General features: G+C 65.2%; 16 protein-coding genes. 10 read left to right on the top strand and 6 right to left on the bottom strand.

Annotation, left to right across the window (positions count from 1 at the left end; all coding sequences use genetic code 11):
* Positions 1-21: 21 nt before the first annotated feature.
* Positions 22-690: a YceH family protein gene (locus tag AC07PT_RS13275; RefSeq protein ID WP_494656926.1), complete on the bottom strand. Its 669-nt coding sequence runs from the start codon at positions 688-690 to the stop codon at positions 22-24.
* A 184-nt stretch (positions 691-874) separates the two neighbouring features.
* On the opposite strand from AC07PT_RS13275, the gene purN reads away from it, so the two are divergent.
* Positions 875-1,477, top strand: a complete 603-nt coding sequence (gene purN, locus AC07PT_RS13270) for a phosphoribosylglycinamide formyltransferase (RefSeq protein WP_492347934.1) — start codon at positions 875-877, stop codon at positions 1,475-1,477.
* Here the strand turns inward: purN and xopAW are convergent.
* Positions 1,456-2,421, bottom strand: a complete 966-nt coding sequence (xopAW, locus tag AC07PT_RS13265; protein WP_494656925.1) for a XopAW family type III secretion system calcium-binding effector — start codon at positions 2,419-2,421, stop codon at positions 1,456-1,458. The two genes, purN and xopAW, sit on opposite strands and share 22 nt — an antisense overlap.
* A 273-nt stretch (positions 2,422-2,694) precedes the next feature.
* Here xopAW and AC07PT_RS13260 point away from each other — a divergent pair, with 273 nt between their 5' ends.
* Positions 2,695-3,429, top strand: a complete 735-nt coding sequence (locus AC07PT_RS13260) for a response regulator (RefSeq protein ID WP_492347936.1) — start codon at positions 2,695-2,697, stop codon at positions 3,427-3,429.
* Positions 3,417-4,628: an ATP-binding protein gene (locus AC07PT_RS13255; RefSeq protein WP_492362982.1), complete on the top strand. Its 1,212-nt coding sequence runs from the start codon at positions 3,417-3,419 to the stop codon at positions 4,626-4,628. Before AC07PT_RS13260 ends, AC07PT_RS13255 begins: the two co-directional genes overlap by 13 nt.
* Positions 4,629-4,631: 3 nt before the next feature.
* Here AC07PT_RS13255 and AC07PT_RS13250 read toward each other — a convergent pair whose 3' ends face one another.
* Positions 4,632-4,895: a DUF1653 domain-containing protein gene (locus tag AC07PT_RS13250; protein WP_492347938.1), complete on the bottom strand. Its 264-nt coding sequence runs from the start codon at positions 4,893-4,895 to the stop codon at positions 4,632-4,634.
* Positions 4,896-4,973: 78 nt separating this feature from the next.
* Here AC07PT_RS13250 and AC07PT_RS13245 point away from each other — a divergent pair, with 78 nt between their 5' ends.
* The 3 genes from AC07PT_RS13245 to AC07PT_RS13235 all read left to right on the top strand — a co-directional run bounded on the left by AC07PT_RS13245 (position 4,974) and on the right by AC07PT_RS13235 (position 9,676).
* Entirely contained in the window at positions 4,974-6,242 is a 1,269-nt protein-coding gene (locus AC07PT_RS13245) for an RsmB/NOP family class I SAM-dependent RNA methyltransferase (protein WP_492347939.1), read from the top strand.
* A 172-nt stretch (positions 6,243-6,414) separates the two neighbouring features.
* Positions 6,415-7,617: a DesA family fatty acid desaturase gene (locus AC07PT_RS13240; RefSeq protein ID WP_492347940.1), complete on the top strand. Its 1,203-nt coding sequence runs from the start codon at positions 6,415-6,417 to the stop codon at positions 7,615-7,617.
* A 553-nt stretch (positions 7,618-8,170) separates the two neighbouring features.
* Positions 8,171-9,676: an aminotransferase-like domain-containing protein gene (locus AC07PT_RS13235; RefSeq protein ID WP_494656924.1), complete on the top strand. Its 1,506-nt coding sequence runs from the start codon at positions 8,171-8,173 to the stop codon at positions 9,674-9,676.
* Between the two features lie 102 nt (positions 9,677-9,778).
* Here AC07PT_RS13235 and rpmG read toward each other — a convergent pair whose 3' ends face one another.
* The 3 genes from rpmG to trxB all read right to left on the bottom strand — a co-directional run bounded on the left by rpmG (position 9,779) and on the right by trxB (position 11,402).
* A complete protein-coding gene (rpmG, locus tag AC07PT_RS13230; protein ID WP_019574658.1) occupies positions 9,779-9,949 on the bottom strand; it encodes a 50S ribosomal protein L33 in 171 nt (56 codons plus the stop codon).
* Between the two features lie 11 nt (positions 9,950-9,960).
* Entirely contained in the window at positions 9,961-10,194 is a 234-nt protein-coding gene (gene rpmB / locus AC07PT_RS13225) for a 50S ribosomal protein L28 (protein ID WP_019574657.1), read from the bottom strand.
* Between the two features lie 248 nt (positions 10,195-10,442).
* Positions 10,443-11,402, bottom strand: a complete 960-nt coding sequence (gene trxB, locus AC07PT_RS13220; RefSeq protein WP_027478048.1) for a thioredoxin-disulfide reductase — start codon at positions 11,400-11,402, stop codon at positions 10,443-10,445.
* Positions 11,403-11,614: 212 nt separating this feature from the next.
* Here trxB and AC07PT_RS13215 point away from each other — a divergent pair, with 212 nt between their 5' ends.
* The 4 genes from AC07PT_RS13215 (at position 11,615) to AC07PT_RS13200 (ending at position 17,044) form a co-directional block, all read left to right on the top strand.
* Positions 11,615-12,292, top strand: a complete 678-nt coding sequence (locus AC07PT_RS13215) for a Crp/Fnr family transcriptional regulator (RefSeq protein WP_492347942.1) — start codon at positions 11,615-11,617, stop codon at positions 12,290-12,292.
* Between the two features lie 64 nt (positions 12,293-12,356).
* On the top strand, positions 12,357-14,678 hold the full coding sequence (locus AC07PT_RS13210) for a DNA translocase FtsK (RefSeq protein ID WP_494656923.1): 2,322 nt from the start codon (positions 12,357-12,359) through the stop codon (positions 14,676-14,678).
* A 10-nt stretch (positions 14,679-14,688) separates the two neighbouring features.
* Positions 14,689-15,330 carry an outer membrane lipoprotein periplasmic chaperone LolA gene (gene lolA, locus AC07PT_RS13205; protein WP_494656922.1) on the top strand — a complete coding sequence of 214 codons (642 nt, stop codon included), beginning with the start codon at positions 14,689-14,691 and terminating at the stop codon, positions 15,328-15,330.
* Positions 15,331-15,478: 148 nt separating this feature from the next.
* Positions 15,479-17,044 carry a DUF1800 domain-containing protein gene (locus AC07PT_RS13200; protein WP_494656921.1) on the top strand — a complete coding sequence of 522 codons (1,566 nt, stop codon included), beginning with the start codon at positions 15,479-15,481 and terminating at the stop codon, positions 17,042-17,044.
* Positions 17,045-17,047: the final 3 nt, after the last annotated feature.

Below are 17,047 nucleotides of genomic sequence, written 5' to 3'. Positions count from 1 at the left end.
ATTTTTAGCACGGTCGTTCGATCAGCCCTGTCCGGGGTGTGACAAGCCCAGTTGTTCGCACAGTTTTTCCAGGGTGGCGCGCAGCGTGGCCACCTCGGCCTCCAGCACCTCGACCCGGGCCTGCAGCGCCGGGCTGGCGGCCGGCGCCGTGCCTGCGGCCGGGGTGCTCAGCAGGGACTCATCCACCGGTCCGCACAGCAGGTGGGCCCAGCGGGCTTCGCGCGAGCCCGGTGCACGGGGCAACTTGAGCACCAGCGGCCCACCTTTTTCGCTGGAGCGCTCCTGCAGTTCCTCCAGAAAGCCTTCGACCGAGGAAATGTCGGCAAACCGGTGCCAGCGCTCGCTGTTGATGCGCAGCTCGCCTGCGGTCTGGGGGCCGCGCAGCATCAGCAGGCCGAGCAGCACGGCGGATTGATCCGGCACTTCAAGCACGCGCTTGAAGTTGTGTTCGTAGCGCGAGGCCCGTCCGCCACTGGTTTCGAACACCAGCGACAGGTGCTTGAGTTCATCCAGCGCCTCCTGGGCTTCGGCATCGCTGAGCTGCATCAGGGGTTCTCGGCTGGTCTTCTGGTTGCAGCCCGAGACCACGGCATTGAGGGTCAGAGGGTAGCTGTCGGGCACGGTGCGCGCCTTTTCCATCAAGGTGCCCAGGACGCGGGCTTCGGTGGGGCTGAGGGGGCGAAGAGGCATGGTGGGGGTCCTGAAACAGAGATCGGTGCAGCGGCCAGGGCGACAGGGCCGGGCCTGCTGGTGGCAAGCCGGATTTTGCCTGCAGCGGGCGGGGCGCGGGTCGAACGGCCGTCGCCTGGTTCGCTCTGGGATAATCGCGGGCTGTTTCCAGAGGGCTCCGGCATGCCGCGGGCCCGTCCCATCCATGAAAAACATCGTGATCCTGATCTCCGGCGGCGGCTCGAACATGAAGGCGCTGGTCCGCGCCGCGCAGCGCGAGAACTGGGCGCAACGCCATGGCGCACGTGTCGTGGCCGTGATCAGCAACAAGGCCGATTCGGCCGGTTTGGCGTGGGCGCAGGCGCAGGGCCTGGCCACCGCTGTCCTGAGCCACCGCGACTTCGCGAGCCGCGAGGCCTTTGATGCGCAGCTGGCGCAAATGATCGACCAGCATGAGCCAGCACTGGTCTTGCTGGCCGGGTTCATGCGCATCCTCACGCCCGGTTTTGTGGCTCACTATGCAGGCCGCCTGATCAACATCCACCCCTCTTTGCTGCCGGCCTTCACGGGGTTGAACACGCATCAGCGCGCCATCGAGGCAGGCTGTTGCTTTGCGGGTGCCACGGTGCACCGCGTGACGGCCGAACTCGATCACGGCGAAATTCTGGGCCAGGCCGTGGTGCCGGTGCTGCCCTCGGACCAGCCTGAGCAGCTGGCCGCCCGGGTCCTGAGCCAAGAGCATCAGCTGTACCCGGCCGTGGTGGCGCGACTGCTGGCGCGTCAGGTTCAGGCCGATGCGCTGAGCTGACTGCCGATTTCGTTCCAGCCGTGCATGTGGGCCTGGTATTCGCGCCGGGCGGCCTGCACCAGTTGCACCAAATCCTGGGTCGAGGCGTTGCTGCTGGCATTGTTGTCGCTGCCTGTGCCGTTGGAGCCGCTGCCGGCGCTGGAGCTCGTCGCTGTCGTGCTGTCGACTTGGCTGGCCAACTGGCTCAGGAAAGTCTGGGCCTCGCTGCTGCTGATGTCGCCGCTCTGATCGCTGTCGATGGTGTCGAACAGGGCTTGCAGTGGATCTTCCGAGCTGCTGGTGCCCGCCGTGCTGCTGCTGTTCAGGCTGTCGGTCGGGGGTGGCGGGGGCGGCATGCCACCGGCTTGAGGAGGGCCATCCCGGCCTTGTGGGCGGGCGGCATCGAACTCGCTGGCGCTCAGGCTGCCGTCGCCATTGGCGTCGAGCTGACTGATCACATCCGAGGCGCTGAGCGCCGAGCTGCTGGTGCCCTGGTCTGAGGCCATCTGATCGAGCAGGCTCTGCAGCTCGTCCTGACTCACGCTGTTGTCGCTGTTGGTGTCGAGCTGGCTGAACAGGTCATCGCCGGCCTGGCCAGTGGCCGTCGAGGCGGACGAACTGCTGGCGGTGTTGCTGCGTGACTGGACAAAGTCCAGCGTCGATGGGGGTGGCGGCAGCACGGATTTCAGGGCATCGCCCAGTTCGCTGGCGCTCAGGCTGCCATCACCATTGCTGTCATTGGCCGTCAGCAGGTCGGTGGCACTGGTGCTGCTGGTGCTGAGACCGGTTTTCTGGGAGACATCGGACAGCAGGTTCTGCAGTTCCGTGCTGTCCACACTGCCGCTGTTGTCGGCGTCGAATTGACTGAACAGGCGCTCGGTCAGACGCCCGCCGCCTGGGGGCCGGGGCGGCATGGCATTGGTCCAGCCACTGCTGGCGCTGGAGACGGTGCTGAGGCTGGTCATGGTGCTTCCTTTCAGATCAGGCTGAAGCGGTTCCCATGCAGACGTCGACCGGTCAATTTGCAGCAGCGTTCATGGGCTGGCCTCGATTTTTCGGGGCCTGGGTAAATCTGGTTTGTCGGTGATGTATCCGGGCTGATACGAAAGGCTTTTCAAAGCTTTGAAAAGCGGGGGTAAAGAAGTTGGACAACCGTTTCCAAGGGCTAACGGGCTGCTTACACTGCCGCCACAAAACGCCTCTTTCATCGCCTCCTCCTTTGCCTCTTTCGACGACCCATGCAACACATTTTGGTGGTGGACGATGACGCAGACATCACCACCTTGCTGGCTCAGTACCTGGGCCGTTTCGGATTCACGGTGCACACGGCTGCCGACGGTGAGTCCATGCGAGCACGCCTCAACAGCCACCCCATCGATCTGGTCGTGCTGGACCTCATGCTGCCCGGTGTGGATGGTTTGGCGCTGACGCGCGAACTGCGCGCCCGCTCCTCGCGCCTGCCCATCATCATGCTCACGGCCCGAGGCAATGCCTATGACCGCGTGCTGGGCCTGGAGATGGGGGCTGACGACTACATGAGCAAGCCCTTCGAGCCGCGAGAGCTGGTGGCGCGCATCCAGACGGTGCTGCGGCGCAGCGCTGCGGGTGCCACTTCGGTGCCCCAGGCCGTCGAGGCCGAGGTGGTGCATTTCGATGGCTGGTCGCTTTACCGCATGGAGCGCCATCTGGTGTCGCCAGAGGGCGTGGTCATCCCTTTGTCGAATGCAGAGTTCCGCTTGCTGTGTACCTTCCTGGGCATGCCCCGGCGCATCTTCAGTCGTGACCAACTCATGGAGCAGGCGCGGGGGCGCGCCATGGACGCCTTTGAGCGCAGCATCGATTTGCTGGTGTCCCGGCTGCGGCAGAAGCTGTCGGACGACCCTCGCGAACCGCGCCTGATCAAGACCGTGCGAGGGGCGGGTTACCTGCTCAACGTGCGTTCCGTGCAGGGTCACGTCGGATGGCAGCGCTGAGGCCGGCAAACCCCAAGCAAGACGCGCGAGGCCAGGGCACTGGCGCGCCGCAGGCGGTGCTGTCAGCGCCAGCCTGGCGGCGATGGTTGTACCGTCGGGTACCGAGCACCTTGTTCGGCCGCCTGGCCTTGTTGTTGTTTGTGGCGGTGCTGGCCAGCCATGTTCTGGCACTCACGCTGATGTTCAACCTGCACGACCTCACCGGGCATGGCCCGCCGCCACCGCCGCAGGTGCTTCAGGAGGCCGCCGGCGAGCCCTCGGCGCAGGCTGGGGAGCGGCGTCCGCCCCGGGCTCCGGGCGAGCCAGGCCGACGTGAGCCGCCTGGCCCGCCCAGCCTCTGGGATGCCGGTTTGCTGCTGGACATCGGTGTGCGGCTGGCGGCCTTGATGGTGGCGGCCTGGGTGGGTGCGCGCTGGCTGTCCAAACCCATCGACCGACTGGCGCTGGCGGCCCGCGAGCTGGGCAAGAACATCGATCGTCCGCCCTTGTCCGAAGATGGCCCGGCCGAATGCAAGGCGGCGATCCAGGTGTTCAACCAGATGCAGGCCCGCATCCGCCAGCAGCTGGAGGAGCGCGATCGTTTCGTGGCCGCGGTGTCGCACGATTTGCGCACGCCCCTGACCCGCTTGCGCCTGCGTGCAGAAACCCTGGAGAGCAGCGAGGACCGCCGGCAGTTCGGCCGCGACATCGTCGAGATGGATGAAATGATCACGGCCACGCTGGATCACCTGCGCGGGGTGGCCGACCCGGAACCCATGGTTCAGCTGGACGTGAAGGCCCTGGTGGACAGCCTGGCGGACGACCAGCAGGCCTGTGGCCACTGGGTGCCCGTGCATGGGCGCGCGGGTTTGCTGCCGGCCCAGGCCGGGGCCTTGCGCCGTTGTGTGGGCAATCTGATCGGCAATGCAATCCGCTATGGCGGTCAGACCGAGGTGTTTCTGTGGGACACGGGGGATGAGGTCGGCATCGAGGTGCGCGACCATGGCCCCGGGCTGCCCGAGGCCGAGCTGGAGCGAGTGATGGCCCCTTTCTACCGTGTGGAGGGGTCGCGCAACCGGCACCATGGCGGGGTGGGTTTGGGGCTGTCGATTGCGCGCGACATCGTGGCCCGCCACCAAGGCAGTCTGCAGTTGCGCAACGCTCAGGGCGGTGGCCTGTTGGCCATCGTGGTGTTGCCGCGCCCGCAGGCGGCCCACTGAGGCTCAGGCCGCTGCGGGGTCGGCTTCGTCGACAGGCGAAAAGCGCGGCACTGACCGGCCTCCGATGTCGACGAGTTCCAGGAACATGGCGGCGGGCCTCACCCACAGCCCCTGTTGCCCGTAGAGGGCCCGGTACAGCGTCAGGGGTTCCAGTGTCTCGCTGTGGCGCACGGTGTCGATGACCCGGTACAGGCCTCCGCGGTAGTGCCGGTAAAGCCCGGGTGGAACGCGCGGGCTGAGTTCGGGTAGATCTGAGTCGTCAGGCATGGGGTTTGTCGGCATGAAGGGGCCGGGCAGTATGCCGCAATGGCCGTGCATCCGGGCAAGCGTGGGAAAATGCAGTCTATGCACCCTAAAGCCCTGTTGGATGCCTGCGCCGAACTGGTCAGGCTCTCCCTTCTTTTCGACCACCCCGCTGACTCGGTGGTGTCCCGTTTTTTCCGTGATCACCGCAACCTCGGTCCCCGCGAACGCGCCACGCTGGCCGAGACCACCTACAACGTGCTGCGCCAGAAGTTGCGCTTCGAATACCTGGCCCGCTCAGGCTCCGGTCCGAAGGAGCGCCGGTTGGCCATTCTGGGCTTTCATGGCCCGCGCGATTTCGTCAAGAGCGCGTTGACCGATCAAGAGCGCAACTGGCTCGATGCCTGCGACGCAGTCACCGACGCTGATCTGATGGAGCCGCATCGGCACAACCTGCCCGAGTGGCTGGCGGCGCCGCTCAAGGCCCAGGTTGGCGAGGGCTTCTGGGCCCTGGCGGCCAGCATGAACCAGGGCGCACCCCTGGATTTGCGGGTGAACGCCCTGGCCGACAAGCGCGAGGCGGTGCAAAAGGAGCTCAAGACCGCCGGCATCAAGGCCGAGCCCACGCCTTATTCGCCCTGGGGCCTGCGTGTCGATGGCAAGCCGGCCCTGACCAAGCTCGATGCCTTCACCCGCGGCGCCATCGAGGTGCAGGATGAGGGCAGCCAACTGCTGGCCCTGCTGCTGGATGCCCACCGTGGCGAGATGGTGGTTGATTTCTGTGCCGGCGCCGGGGGCAAGACCCTGGCCATCGGGGCCAGCATGCGCAACACGGGGCGTCTGTATGCCTTTGACACCTCGGGCCATCGCCTGGATGCGCTCAAGCCCCGCCTGGCCCGTAGCGGGCTGTCGAATGTGCACCCCGCTGCCATTGCCCACGAGCGCGATGACCGCATCAAACGCCTGGCCGGCAAGATCGACCGTGTGCTGGTGGACGCTCCTTGCTCCGGCCTGGGGACCCTGCGCCGCAACCCTGATCTGAAATGGCGTCAAAGCCCCAAGGCGATCGAAGAGCTGGTGGTGAAGCAGACGGCGATCCTGCAAAGCGCGGCGCGCCTGCTGAAGCCGGGCGGCCGTCTGGTCTATGCCACCTGCAGCATCCTGCCCCAGGAGAACGAGGCCATTGCCGAGGCCTTTTCGGCGGCCAACCCCGACTTCCTGCCACTGGATGCCGCGCCCACGCTGACCCAGCTGAAGGTGCCGCAGGCCGAATTGCTGTGCACCGGTGAGGGCGGGCGTTACCTGCGCCTGTGGCCGCACCTGCATGCCACCGACGGCTTCTTTGCCGCCGCCTGGACGAAAAAGCCCTGAGGCGGGGCGGGGCCGGCCGGCCCCGTCAAGGCGGGATAGCAGGGCAATCCATAAGGTTAAAAAAACCGTGTATAGCCTTTGAGCGATTAAAATTCGTGGTAGCTGCGTCCTGCAGCTTTGTTGTTTGGGGAGCAGTCCCCATGAATTCCTTCATCGAGGACAAGGTTCATACATGTTTTTACCGGATTGGGCTGTGCTGAATGCGGCCATCGACTGGCTGGGTCACGGCCTTTGGGATCTGACCTGGTGGCAGGTCGTGCTGTACACATTGGTGACCACCCACCTGACCATCTGCGGCGTGACCATCTTCCTGCACCGTTCGCAAGCCCACCGCGCGCTGGATCTGCACCCCATTCCCCAGCATTTCTTCCGCTTCTGGCTGTGGATCGGCACCGGCATGGTGACCAAGCAGTGGGTTGCCATCCACCGCAAGCACCACGCCAAGTGCGAAACCCCGGAAGACCCGCACAGCCCGCAGACCCGCGGCATTGAGACCGTGTTCTGGCAAGGAGCCGAGCTGTACCGAGCCGAAGCCAAGAACACCGAAACCATCGCCCGTTTTGGCCACGGCACACCGGACGACTGGATCGAGCGCAACCTGTATACGCGTTTCAGCTGGCAGGGCGTGGGGCTGATGCTGATCCTGAACCTGGCCATGTTTGGCGCTTTGGGCGCCACCGTGTGGGCTGTTCAGATGCTTTGGATCCCGATCACTGCGGCAGGCATCATCAATGGCATCGGCCACTACTGGGGTTACCGCAACTTCGAGGCGCCAGACGCCAGCACCAACATCTCGCCGATCGGGATCATCATTGGTGGCGAAGAACTGCACAACAACCACCACACCTACCCGACCTCGGCCAAATTCGCGGTCAAGCCCTATGAGTTCGATATTGGCTGGGTCTACATCAGCCTGATGTCCAAGATTGGATGGGCCAAGGTCAAGAAGACGCCGCCCAAGCTGCAACTCGGCGACATCCGTCCGGTGGCCGACGAAAAGACGCTGGAGGCCTTGATCGCCAACCGCTACGAGGTCATGGCTGGTTACGCTCGCGGCGTTCGCCAGGAGCTGGCGGCGCTCAAGGTCAAGCAAGGTGATGCCCGTCTGCTGGATGCCGCCCGCCGCTGGCTGCACCGTGATGCCGAAAAGGTGCCTGCTGCAGCCCAGCCCGAGCTCGCACAGGCACGTGCTGCCTACCCGGCGCTCGACAAAATGGTGGTGATGCGCGAAGAACTGCGCCAGCTGTGGCTCAACACCTCGCAGTCGCGCGAACAACTGACACGCGATCTGCAGGCCTGGTGCCGCCGTGCCGAAGAGAGCGGCATTGCCGCCCTGCGCGATTTTTCGATCAGGTTGCGCGCCGCCCAGGCCTGATCGCTGTCAGCCAGGCCCCCATCAGCCGCCCCCAGGTCATCAGGCCGGGGCGGCTTTTTTGTGGCCGGATCGGGGTGGCGGCGACTGCTTGGTGCGCCTCATTTTCGGCGGCCATGTGCCACCGGCCGCGGCAGGCGGAGGCCCCGGGGTTGTGCAGGCTGACCCAGCCTGTGCCTGGGCAGCGCCAGCCTTGAGCGGCCTGTAGCTGAAGTGGCTGACCCCGGTCGGGTTGGCCTGGGTACAGCAGGATTTGCAGCGGCCCGTTCAGTCCTCGCAATTCGCTGCCTTCAGTCACCCACATCAGGCGCTGGCCTGAAGGTTCGAGCGACAGGGTGTGCTGAGACGAGGGCGCACGCGTTGGAGGTCGGGCTGCAAGGGAAGGGGGGGTGTCGTTCTTCATGCCTTCAGCGTAGGGCGCCGACGTCTCGCCCAACAGGCACAGCAGGGCGAAGCTGGAGGCGCATCAGATCTGAAAAATCAGGGCTGTTACGGTAGCAACGATGGCTTTCTGTATCTGTTGTGCTCTGGTGCCTTGGGGCATCATGGTCACCTCATGTCCGATTTACAGACCCGCCGGCTCGCCGAGCCCTTTCCGCTTTATCGGCAGGTGGCCGATCACTACCACCAGGCGATCCGGCAAGGGGTTCTGGGCGCCGGCACCCGCATGCCCTCCGTTCGCGAGCTGATGCAGCGCCATGACGTGAGCTTGAGCACCGCTTTGCAGGCCTTGCGCACGCTGGAGTCCCTGGGCTGTGTGCAGGCGCGGCCTCGGGTCGGGTATTTTGTGTGCGAAGGCCCTCAGGCTGTGCTCGGTGAGTGCTCTGAGCCCGACCTGAAAGTGCCGCTGCACCGTCTGGATGGCGCTGAATTTGCGGGCATCAATGAACGCATTTCGCTGTGGCTTGAAAAGAGCCGCCTGGCCCAGGTGCGCATCGATCTGGGCTCGGCGATGCCGGCGCCCGAATTGTTTGATGGCGCGGCCTTGAATCGCATCGGCGCTGCCTTGTTGCGGGAGCAGCCTGAGATCCTCGTGCAGGGGCATTCGCGGCCTGGAACGCATCCGATCTTCCAGGCGGCGATGGCCCGGCGTGCCCTGGAGTCGGGTGTGCATGTGGCGCCCCACGAGGTGATGTCGACGCTGGGTAACTCCGAGGCGGTGAATCTGGCCCTCAGCGCGGTGGCTGAGCGGGGCGATGTGATTGCCGTGGAGTCGCCTACTTTCTATGGCCTGCTGCAGGCGGTGGAGGCGCAGAACCTGCGGGCCATCGAGATTCCCAGCAGTGCCCGCACCGGCTTGTCGCTGGAGGCCCTGGAGTTGGCCGTGCAACAGGAGCCGCGGCTCAAGGCGGTGGTGGCGGTGCCTCATTTGCAGATGCCACACGGGGCGGTGATGCCGGACGATCACAAGGCGCGCCTGGTCGCCTTCTGTGAGCAGCACCGTCTGGCGCTGATCGAGGACGACATTTACCGTGAATTGGTCGATGCCCAGGGCATTTCACGACCGCTCAAGGCCTGGGATCGGACGGGTCAGGTGATCTACTGCGTGTCGTTCAACAAGACCCTGGCGCCGGGCTTGCGTCAGGGCTGGATGAATGGGGGGCGCTGGCACACCCGGGTCCAGATGCTCAAGTTTGCCAAGACCCGCAACATGCAGGTCTGGGCGCAATTGCTGGCGGCGCGCTGTGTGGAGTCAGCGGCCTTTTCGCGGCACCTGAGCCGCTTGCGTGCTCACCTGGGCCGGCAACGTGAGCGCAGCGTTCAGGCCGTGGCACGTCATTTCCCGGTCGGTACGCGCCTCAATGTGCCACCGGGTGGCCTGAGCCTGTGGATCGAGTTGCCTTTGGGGGTTTCTTCATCCCTGTTGTTCGAGCGTGCGCTGGCCTGTGGCATCCGTGTGGCGCCAGGGCCGATGTTCTCCAACACCGGTCGCTATGAGCGATTTGTGCGCCTGAGTTGCGGCCTGCCCTTCACGCCCGAGGTCGAGGCGGCCTATGTCACGCTGGGCCAGTTGGCCAGGGCCATGATCGCGGAGGATCCGCTGGGCCTGTCGGCCGCCTGAGTCCGGACGACTCGGGCTCGGGGGGGGAGCTGAGTCCTGGTGGCGCAGGCAACAAAAAAGCCACCGGGCCGGGGCCGGGTGGCTTCGAGGGAAAGGGCTGAATTACTTCAGCTTGATTTCCTTGTAGTCGACGTGCTTGCGAGCTTTCGGATCAAATTTCTTGATCAGCATCTTCTCGGGCGTGGTCTTCTTGTTCTTGGTGGTGGTGTAGAAGTGGCCGGTACCCGCAGTGGATTCCAGCTTGATCTTTTCGCGTCCGCCTTTGGCTGCCATGGTGATTCTCCTTAAGCTTGGCCACGTGCGCGCAGATCTGCGAGCACAGAGTCGATACCGTTCTTGTCGATCAGACGCAGAGCGGCGCTGGAAACACGCAGGCGAACCCAACGGTTTTCAGTTTCAACCCAGAAACGGCGGTATTGCAGGTTCGGCAGGAACCGGCGCTTGGTTTTGTTGTTGGCGTGGGAAACGTTGTTCCCGACCATCGGGCCCTTGCCCGTGACTTCACATTTGCGTGCCATGTGGACACTCCTAAGACTGTTAACGGCCTGAGCCGCACCTCGCCACCCGGGCCGGTCAAGGCACTTGCCAACGTGTTTCGGGACAGGCCCGAGGCACCCGGCAGGGTGGCGGTGGAGGTAATTTGCAAATTGGGTGCAGCCTGAGACCGCGCCTTTTCAGCAAAGCTAAAGATTATAGCCTGGGGCCGGATCTGCCTACAAGCGGTTTGCAGGCAGCGGTCAGTGGTACTGCGCCAGCCCCGTCGTTTTCAGGCCTGACCGTCCTGCTCCAGGAAGCGCTGGGCGTCCAGCGCGGCCATGCAGCCCGTGCCGGCGCTGGTGATGGCCTGGCGATAGATGTGGTCTTGCACATCGCCGGCGGCGAACACGCCCGGCACGCTGGTCATGGTGGCAAAGCCCTGCAGACCCGAGCGGGTGACGATGTAGCCGTCCTTGGTGTCGATCTGGCCCTGGAAGATCTCGGTGTTGGGCTGGTGGCCGATGGCGATGAAGCAGCCGGTCAGTGCGATGTCTTCGGTGCTGCCGTCTTCGGTGCTTTTCAGCCGCACGCCGGTCACGCCCGAGGCATCGCCCAGCACTTCTTCCAAGGTGCGGAACAGCTTGAGTTCGATCTTGCCCGCCGCCACTTTTTCAGCCACCTTGTCCACCAGGATGGGTTCGGCCTTGAACTTGTCGCGGCGGTGGATCAGGGTCACTTTGCGCGCGATGTTCGACAGATAAAGGGCTTCTTCGACCGCGGTGTTGCCGCCGCCGACCACGCACACATCCTGGTCACGGTAAAAGAAGCCGTCACAGGTGGCGCAGCCTGACACGCCGCGGCCCATGAAGCTTTGCTCCGAGGGCAGGCCCAGGTATTTGGCCGAGGCGCCGGTGGCGATGATCAAGGCGTCGCAGGTGTACTGGCCGCTGTCGCCGCTCAGGGTGAAGGGGCGCTTGGACAGGTCCACCGAGTTGATGTGGTCAAAGACGATTTCGGTCTTGAAACGCTCGGCGTGCTCCAGAAAACGCTGCATCAGCTCGGGGCCTTGCACGCCATTGACATCGGCTGGCCAGTTATCCACCTCGGTGGTGGTCATGAGCTGGCCGCCCTGGGCCATGCCGGTGACCAGCACCGGGTTCAGGTTGGCGCGCGCTGCATAGACTGCAGCGGTGTAGCCGGCAGGGCCGGAGCCGAGGATGAGAACTTTGGCGTGTTTGGTGTTAGACATGGTAAAAGCCTGATGAAATAGCGACCGTGGGGTCCCTGTATATGGGGGCGCTGCAGAAGTATCAACTGGTGCCGCCGGATCGGTGGCCCTGTGTTTTCAATGATCGCGATTGTAAGAATCTAATCCAGATTCAGGCCCCGGGTGGGTTTACAAGCCCCTGTTAACCTCAGCATCCGGTGATGACGCCGGGTGTGCCAAGGAGATTTCACGACATGACGACCATGGTGTCCAACCTTGAACTGCTGCGGCGTGTGCCCTTGTTCGCTTTGCTGACAGCGGCCCAGGCCGAGCTCATTTCGCGGGTGGTGGTCAAGCGGCGCTTCAAGCGCGGCGAGGCCTTGGTGGAGCAGGGCAGCAAATCGGATGCGCTCTACATTTTGCTCAATGGCCGTGTTCGCGTGCTGACCACTGACAAGCGGGGGCGTGAAGTGATTCTGGCCACCTTGCGCACGGGTGATCACCTGGGTGAAATGAGCCTGATCGACAACCAGACCCATTCGGCCACCGTGCGGGCCGAGATCCAGACCGATGTGCTGACTTTGGGGCGGGCCGAGTTCCTGCGTTGCCTGCAGGACAACAGCAGCGTGGCCTATGCCGTGATGAAGCGACTGGTGCAGCGTTTGCGCCAGGCGGATCAGAAGATCGAATCGCTGGCCCTGATGGACGTGTACGGCCGGGTGGCCCGGGCCTTGATGGAGCACGCCAGCGAGGGCCCTGAAGGGGTGCTGGTGATCCGTGACAAGCTGTCGCGCCAAGACATTGCGAAGATGGTGGGCGCCTCGCGTGAGATGGTCAGCCGGGTCATGAAAGACCTGGAGGAGCGTGGCTTTGTGCAGACCGACGAGGCCGGCTGCATGACGGTCAAGGACCGGCTGCTGCAGCTGACCTGAACACCGCCGGCCCCAGCGCCGCGACACGCTTGCGCTGCGCTAAGCTTGGCGCCCTTGACTGCCTATGACCTATTCCCTTCACACCCTGAATTCCTCCGCCCCGGCCCGTGACCGCGACGCTCCGGTGCGCTATGGGGTCAGCCGCTTCACCCACGAGATCGGCTTGATCGTCTGGGCGGCCCTGCTGGTGCTGTGGCTTCTGGCCTTGCTCACCTACCATGCGCAAGACCCGGCCTGGTCGACCACGGGGGGCGGCCTGAAGGTGCTGAACTGGAGTGGGCGCCTGGGGGCCTGGCTGGCCGATGTCAGCTATTTCATGCTGGGCTTTTCCGTCTGGTGGGGTGTCGCTGCGGCCGTGCGGGCCTGGCTGGCCAGCCTGGCGCGCTGGATGCGTGCAGACGAGACCGGGCAGCCCGGGTCGCGCTGGCCTTTCTGGTTGGGCCTGGTGTTGCTGGTGCTGGCCAGCACGGCGCTGGAATGGACCCGGCTGTACCGCTTCGAGGGGCATCTGCCGGGCCACGCCGGGGGCGTGCTGGGCTACCTCACGGGCCCCCTGCTGATGAAGTGGCTGGGCTTCACCGGGTCGGCGCTGCTGACCCTGACCGTGGGCCTGATCGGCAGCGCACTGGTGTTCCGTTTCTCCTGGGGCCATGCGGCCGAGCGCCTGGGTGCGGCGCTGGATTCGCTGGTGCAGTCGCGCCGCAAGAAGAGCGAGATCGCCGAAGACCTGGCGGTGGGCAAGCGTGCTGCGCGCGAACGCGAGGAGGTGGTGCACGAAGAGCGCATCGAAATCCGTGAACACCACCCGAAGCCGGTGCAGATCATCGAGCCGGTGATGCTGGACGTGCCCAAAAGCGAGCGCGTGGTCAAGGAGCGACAAAAGCCCCTGTTCACCGACATGCCCGACAGCAAGTTGCCGCAGGTCGATCTGCTGGACGGTGCACTGTTGCGGCAGGAGACGGTCTCGCCTGAAACCCTGGAGATGACCAGCCGCCTCATCGAGAAAAAGCTGAAGGACTTTGGCGTCGAGGTGCGCGTGGTGCTGGCTTCGCCGGGCCCGGTCATCACCCGCTACGAGATTGAACCCGCCACGGGCGTGAAGGGCTCGCAGGTGGTGAACCTGGCCAAGGACCTGGCCCGTTCGCTGAGTCTGGTGTCGATCCGGGTGATCGAGACCATTCCGGGCAAGAACTACATGGCGCTGGAGTTGCCCAACGCCAAGCGCCAGACCATCAAGCTCAGTGAGATCCTGGGCTCGCAGATCTACCACGAGGCCAAATCGCTGCTCACCATGGGCCTGGGCAAGGACATCATCGGCAACCCGGTGGTGGCCGATCTGGCCAAGATGCCCCACGTGCTGGTGGCCGGTACCACGGGCTCGGGCAAGTCGGTGGGGATCAACGCCATGATCCTGTCGCTGCTGTACAAGGCCGAGGCCCGTGATGTGCGCCTGCTGATGATCGACCCCAAGATGCTGGAAATGTCGGTCTACGAGGGCATTCCCCATCTGCTGGCCCCCGTGGTCACCGACATGAAGCAGGCCGCCAACGGCCTGACCTGGTGCGTGGCCGAGATGGAGCGCCGCTACAAGCTGATGAGCAAGCTGGGGGTGCGCAACCTGGCCGGCTACAACACCAAGATCGACGAGGCCAAGGCGCGGGAAGAGTTCATCTACAACCCCTTCAGCCTGACCCCCGAGAGCCCGGAGCCCCTGCAGCGCCTGCCCCACATCGTGGTCGTGATCGACGAGCTGGCCGACCTGATGATGGTGGTGGGCAAGAAGATCGAAGAGCTGATTGCCCGCCTGGCCCAGAAGGCCCGTGCGGCCGGCATTCACCTGATCCTGGCCACCCAGCGCCCCAGCGTGGATGTGATCACCGGCCTGATCAAGGCCAACATCCCGACCCGAATCGCCTTCCAGGTGAGCAGCAAGATCGACAGCCGTACCATCCTGGACCAGATGGGGGCCGAAGCCCTGCTGGGCATGGGCGACATGCTCTACATGCCCAGTGGCACCGGCTTCCCCGTCCGGGTGCACGGTGCGTTTGTCAGCGATGAAGAGGTGCACCGCGTGGTCAGCTACCTGAAAAGCCAGGGCGAGCCCGACTACATCGACGGCGTGCTCGAAGGCGGCACCGTGGACGGTGACGACGGCCCGGGCGGCGAGGGCGGGGGTGAGGGCGGCGAGAAAGACCCGATGTACGACCAGGCCGTTGAAGTGGTGCTCAAGGATCGCAAGGCCAGTATCTCGTATGTGCAGCGCAAGCTGCGCATCGGCTACAACCGGTCGGCCCGCCTGCTCGAAGACATGGAAAAAGCCGGCCTGGTGAGTGCCCTCACCACCAGCGGCCAGCGCGAGGTGCTGGTGCCCGCACGCAACGAATGAGAGTGAGCCCATGAAGATCCGAAACCCTCTGGCAGCCCTGGGATTGGGCTTGATCCTGGCCGGGCCCGCCCTGGCCGGCGGCCTGGATGCGCTCGAAGCCTTTGTCAAAGGCACCCGCAGTGGCAAGGCCGACTTCACCCAGGTGGTGACGGCGCCGGCGCGTGAGGGGCAGGTGGCGCGCAGCAAGAGCTCCAGCGGCGTGTTCGAGTTCCTGCGCCCGTCGCGCTTCCGGTTCGACTACCGCAAGCCGTTTGAGCAGCAGCTGGTCGCCGATGGCCAGACCGTGTGGCTTTATGACGTGGACCTGAACCAGGTCACTGCGCGCAAACAGTCGCAGGTGTTGGGTTCGACCCCGGCGGCCCTGCTGGCCTCGGCACCCGATCTCAAGTCGCTGGAGGCTGAATTCAAGCTCACGGCCTTGCCCGAGCAGGATGGGCAGCAGTGGGTGCAGGCCCTGCCCAAGTCGCGTGACGGCCAGATCCAGAGCGTGAAGATCGGCTTCAAGGGCGAGCAACTGGCCACCCTGGACATCGTGGACAGCTTTGGCCAGCGATCGGTGCTGAGCTTCACCGGTTTTCAGGCCAACCCCAGCCTGCCGGCCGATGCCTTTCAGTTCAAAGCCCCTAAGGGCGCCGATGTCGTGCAGCAGTAGCCGCGGCTGAAAACAGGTGTTCATCAGGCGGTCTTTACCATCCGTTTGTCAACGCCTGCGTGTCGCTCGTCGTTGCGTGTTCATCGCTTGACGACTGCCTGGCCACCCGGCCGGTGCGGGCGGCAGGCGGTCCACCAGGAAACCAATCATGGATCTGATGCGTCGCCACCTGCTCGGCGGATCTGCCGCCGGCGCCTGCCTGGGCTTGGCGGGCTGCGCTGCCGTTCCGGCGTCCGACAGTGGCCCGCGTGATCCGCAGGCTGACAGCCCGGCGGCCCAGGTGCGCTGGCTCAACCGCCTCAGCTGGGGCGCCACCCCTGAGGCGGCACGGCAGCTGGCGGGTCTGGGCCTGTCGCGCTGGCTGGCCCAGCAGCTCAAGCCGCAGCCCGGTGCGCTGCTGCCGCCCGAAGCCCAGGCCCAGATTGACGCCATGACCATCACCCGCGAGCCCTTGGTGGCCCGCGTGGTGGCCCTGGAGGCGCAGCGGCGCGCGGCCGATGCCCTGAAGGATGACGAGGCCAAGAAGGCCGCCCAGCAGGCCTATCAACAAGAGCTGAACCGCCAGGGGCGCGAATCGGCCCAGCGTTTCGTGCTGCGCGCTCTCTATTCACCCCAGCAGGTGCAGGAGCAGATGGTCTGGTTCTGGATGAACCATTTCAGCCTGCACCTCTACAAAGGCAATCTGCGCGCCCTGATCCCGGACTTCGAGGAGCAGGCCGTGCGCCCGCATGCGCTGGGGCGCTTTCGTGAGCTGCTGGGGGCCACGGTGTACCACCCGGCCATGCTGCGCTACCTGGACAACGAGCACAACGCGGCAGGCCGCCTCAACGAGAACTACGCCCGCGAGCTGATGGAGCTGCACACCCTGGGCGTCGGCGGGGGCTACACCCAGCAGGACGTGCAGGCCCTGGCGCGGGTGCTGAGCGGCCTGGGCGTGGTCAACCCGCCCGATGCACCCCCTCCGCAGTTGCCACCGGCCCTTCAAGGGCAGTACGTGCGACGGGGGCTGTTCGAGTTCAACCCGCGCCGCCACGACGACAGTCCGCAGACCCTGTTGGGCCAAGCCTTGCCGGGGCGGGGGCTGGCCCGCGTGGAGGTGGCACTCGACCGGCTGGCCAGGCACCCGTCCACGGCGCGCTTTGTGGCCCGCAAGTTGATTCTCTTCTGGGTGTCGGATACGCCGGCACCCGGGCTCGTGGACAAAGTGGCGGCGGCCTTTTTGCGCAGCGACGGCAACATGGCGGCGACGCTGAACGCCTTGTTTGCCAGCCCGGAGTTCGCGGCTTCATTGGGCACCTTGTTCCGCGACCCGGTGCACTACGTGCTGGCCGCCGTGCGCCTGGCCTATGACGGGCGCGTCATCCTCAACCCCAACCCGGTGCTGAACTGGATCAACCGCCTGGGCGAGCCCCTGTACGGCCGCAGCACGCCAGACGGCTACCCGCTGGAGGCGGCGGCCTGGTCCAGCGCGGGCCAGATGAGCACCCGCTTCGAGGTGGCCCGGGCCATCGGCTCGGGGCCGGCCGGCCTGTTCAAGACCGAGGCCACGCCCCCGGTTGAGAAGCCCGCCTTCCCCCAGTTGTCAAACGCGCTGTACCACCAGGGCCTGGCGCCCAATCTGAGCCCGCGCACCCGGCAGGCCCTGGACCAGGCCACCTCGCCGCAGGAGTGGAACACCTTCTTGCTGTCGTCCCCTGAATTCATGAACCGCTGACCC

The sequence above is a fragment of the Curvibacter sp. GW821-FHT09D12 genome, from assembly GCF_059416245.1.
This window is presented reverse-complemented; position numbering and strand designations above follow the sequence as displayed.

What these genes read in the sequence shown, in the direction of transcription:
- purN (WP_492347934.1), top strand. Translation starts at nt 875, where the DNA reads ATGAAAAACATCGTGATCCTGATCTCCGGCGGCGGCTCGAACATGAAG.
- rpmG (WP_019574658.1), bottom strand. Translation starts at nt 9,949, where the DNA reads ATGGCAGCCAAAGGCGGACGCGAAAAGATCAAGCTGGAATCCACTGCG.
- AC07PT_RS13255 (WP_492362982.1), top strand. Translation starts at nt 3,417, where the DNA reads ATGGCAGCGCTGAGGCCGGCAAACCCCAAGCAAGACGCGCGAGGCCAG.
- lolA (WP_494656922.1), top strand. Translation starts at nt 14,689, where the DNA reads ATGAAGATCCGAAACCCTCTGGCAGCCCTGGGATTGGGCTTGATCCTG.
- AC07PT_RS13215 (WP_492347942.1), top strand. Translation starts at nt 11,615, where the DNA reads ATGACGACCATGGTGTCCAACCTTGAACTGCTGCGGCGTGTGCCCTTG.
- AC07PT_RS13250 (WP_492347938.1), bottom strand. Translation starts at nt 4,895, where the DNA reads ATGCCTGACGACTCAGATCTACCCGAACTCAGCCCGCGCGTTCCACCC.
- xopAW (WP_494656925.1), bottom strand. Translation starts at nt 2,421, where the DNA reads ATGACCAGCCTCAGCACCGTCTCCAGCGCCAGCAGTGGCTGGACCAAT.
- trxB (WP_027478048.1), bottom strand. Translation starts at nt 11,402, where the DNA reads ATGTCTAACACCAAACACGCCAAAGTTCTCATCCTCGGCTCCGGCCCT.
- AC07PT_RS13275 (WP_494656926.1), bottom strand. Translation starts at nt 690, where the DNA reads ATGCCTCTTCGCCCCCTCAGCCCCACCGAAGCCCGCGTCCTGGGCACC.
- AC07PT_RS13260 (WP_492347936.1), top strand. Translation starts at nt 2,695, where the DNA reads ATGCAACACATTTTGGTGGTGGACGATGACGCAGACATCACCACCTTG.
- rpmB (WP_019574657.1), bottom strand. Translation starts at nt 10,194, where the DNA reads ATGGCACGCAAATGTGAAGTCACGGGCAAGGGCCCGATGGTCGGGAAC.
- AC07PT_RS13200 (WP_494656921.1), top strand. Translation starts at nt 15,479, where the DNA reads ATGGATCTGATGCGTCGCCACCTGCTCGGCGGATCTGCCGCCGGCGCC.
- AC07PT_RS13240 (WP_492347940.1), top strand. Translation starts at nt 6,415, where the DNA reads ATGTTTTTACCGGATTGGGCTGTGCTGAATGCGGCCATCGACTGGCTG.
- AC07PT_RS13235 (WP_494656924.1), top strand. Translation starts at nt 8,171, where the DNA reads ATGTCCGATTTACAGACCCGCCGGCTCGCCGAGCCCTTTCCGCTTTAT.
- AC07PT_RS13245 (WP_492347939.1), top strand. Translation starts at nt 4,974, where the DNA reads ATGCACCCTAAAGCCCTGTTGGATGCCTGCGCCGAACTGGTCAGGCTC.
- AC07PT_RS13210 (WP_494656923.1), top strand. Translation starts at nt 12,357, where the DNA reads ATGACCTATTCCCTTCACACCCTGAATTCCTCCGCCCCGGCCCGTGAC.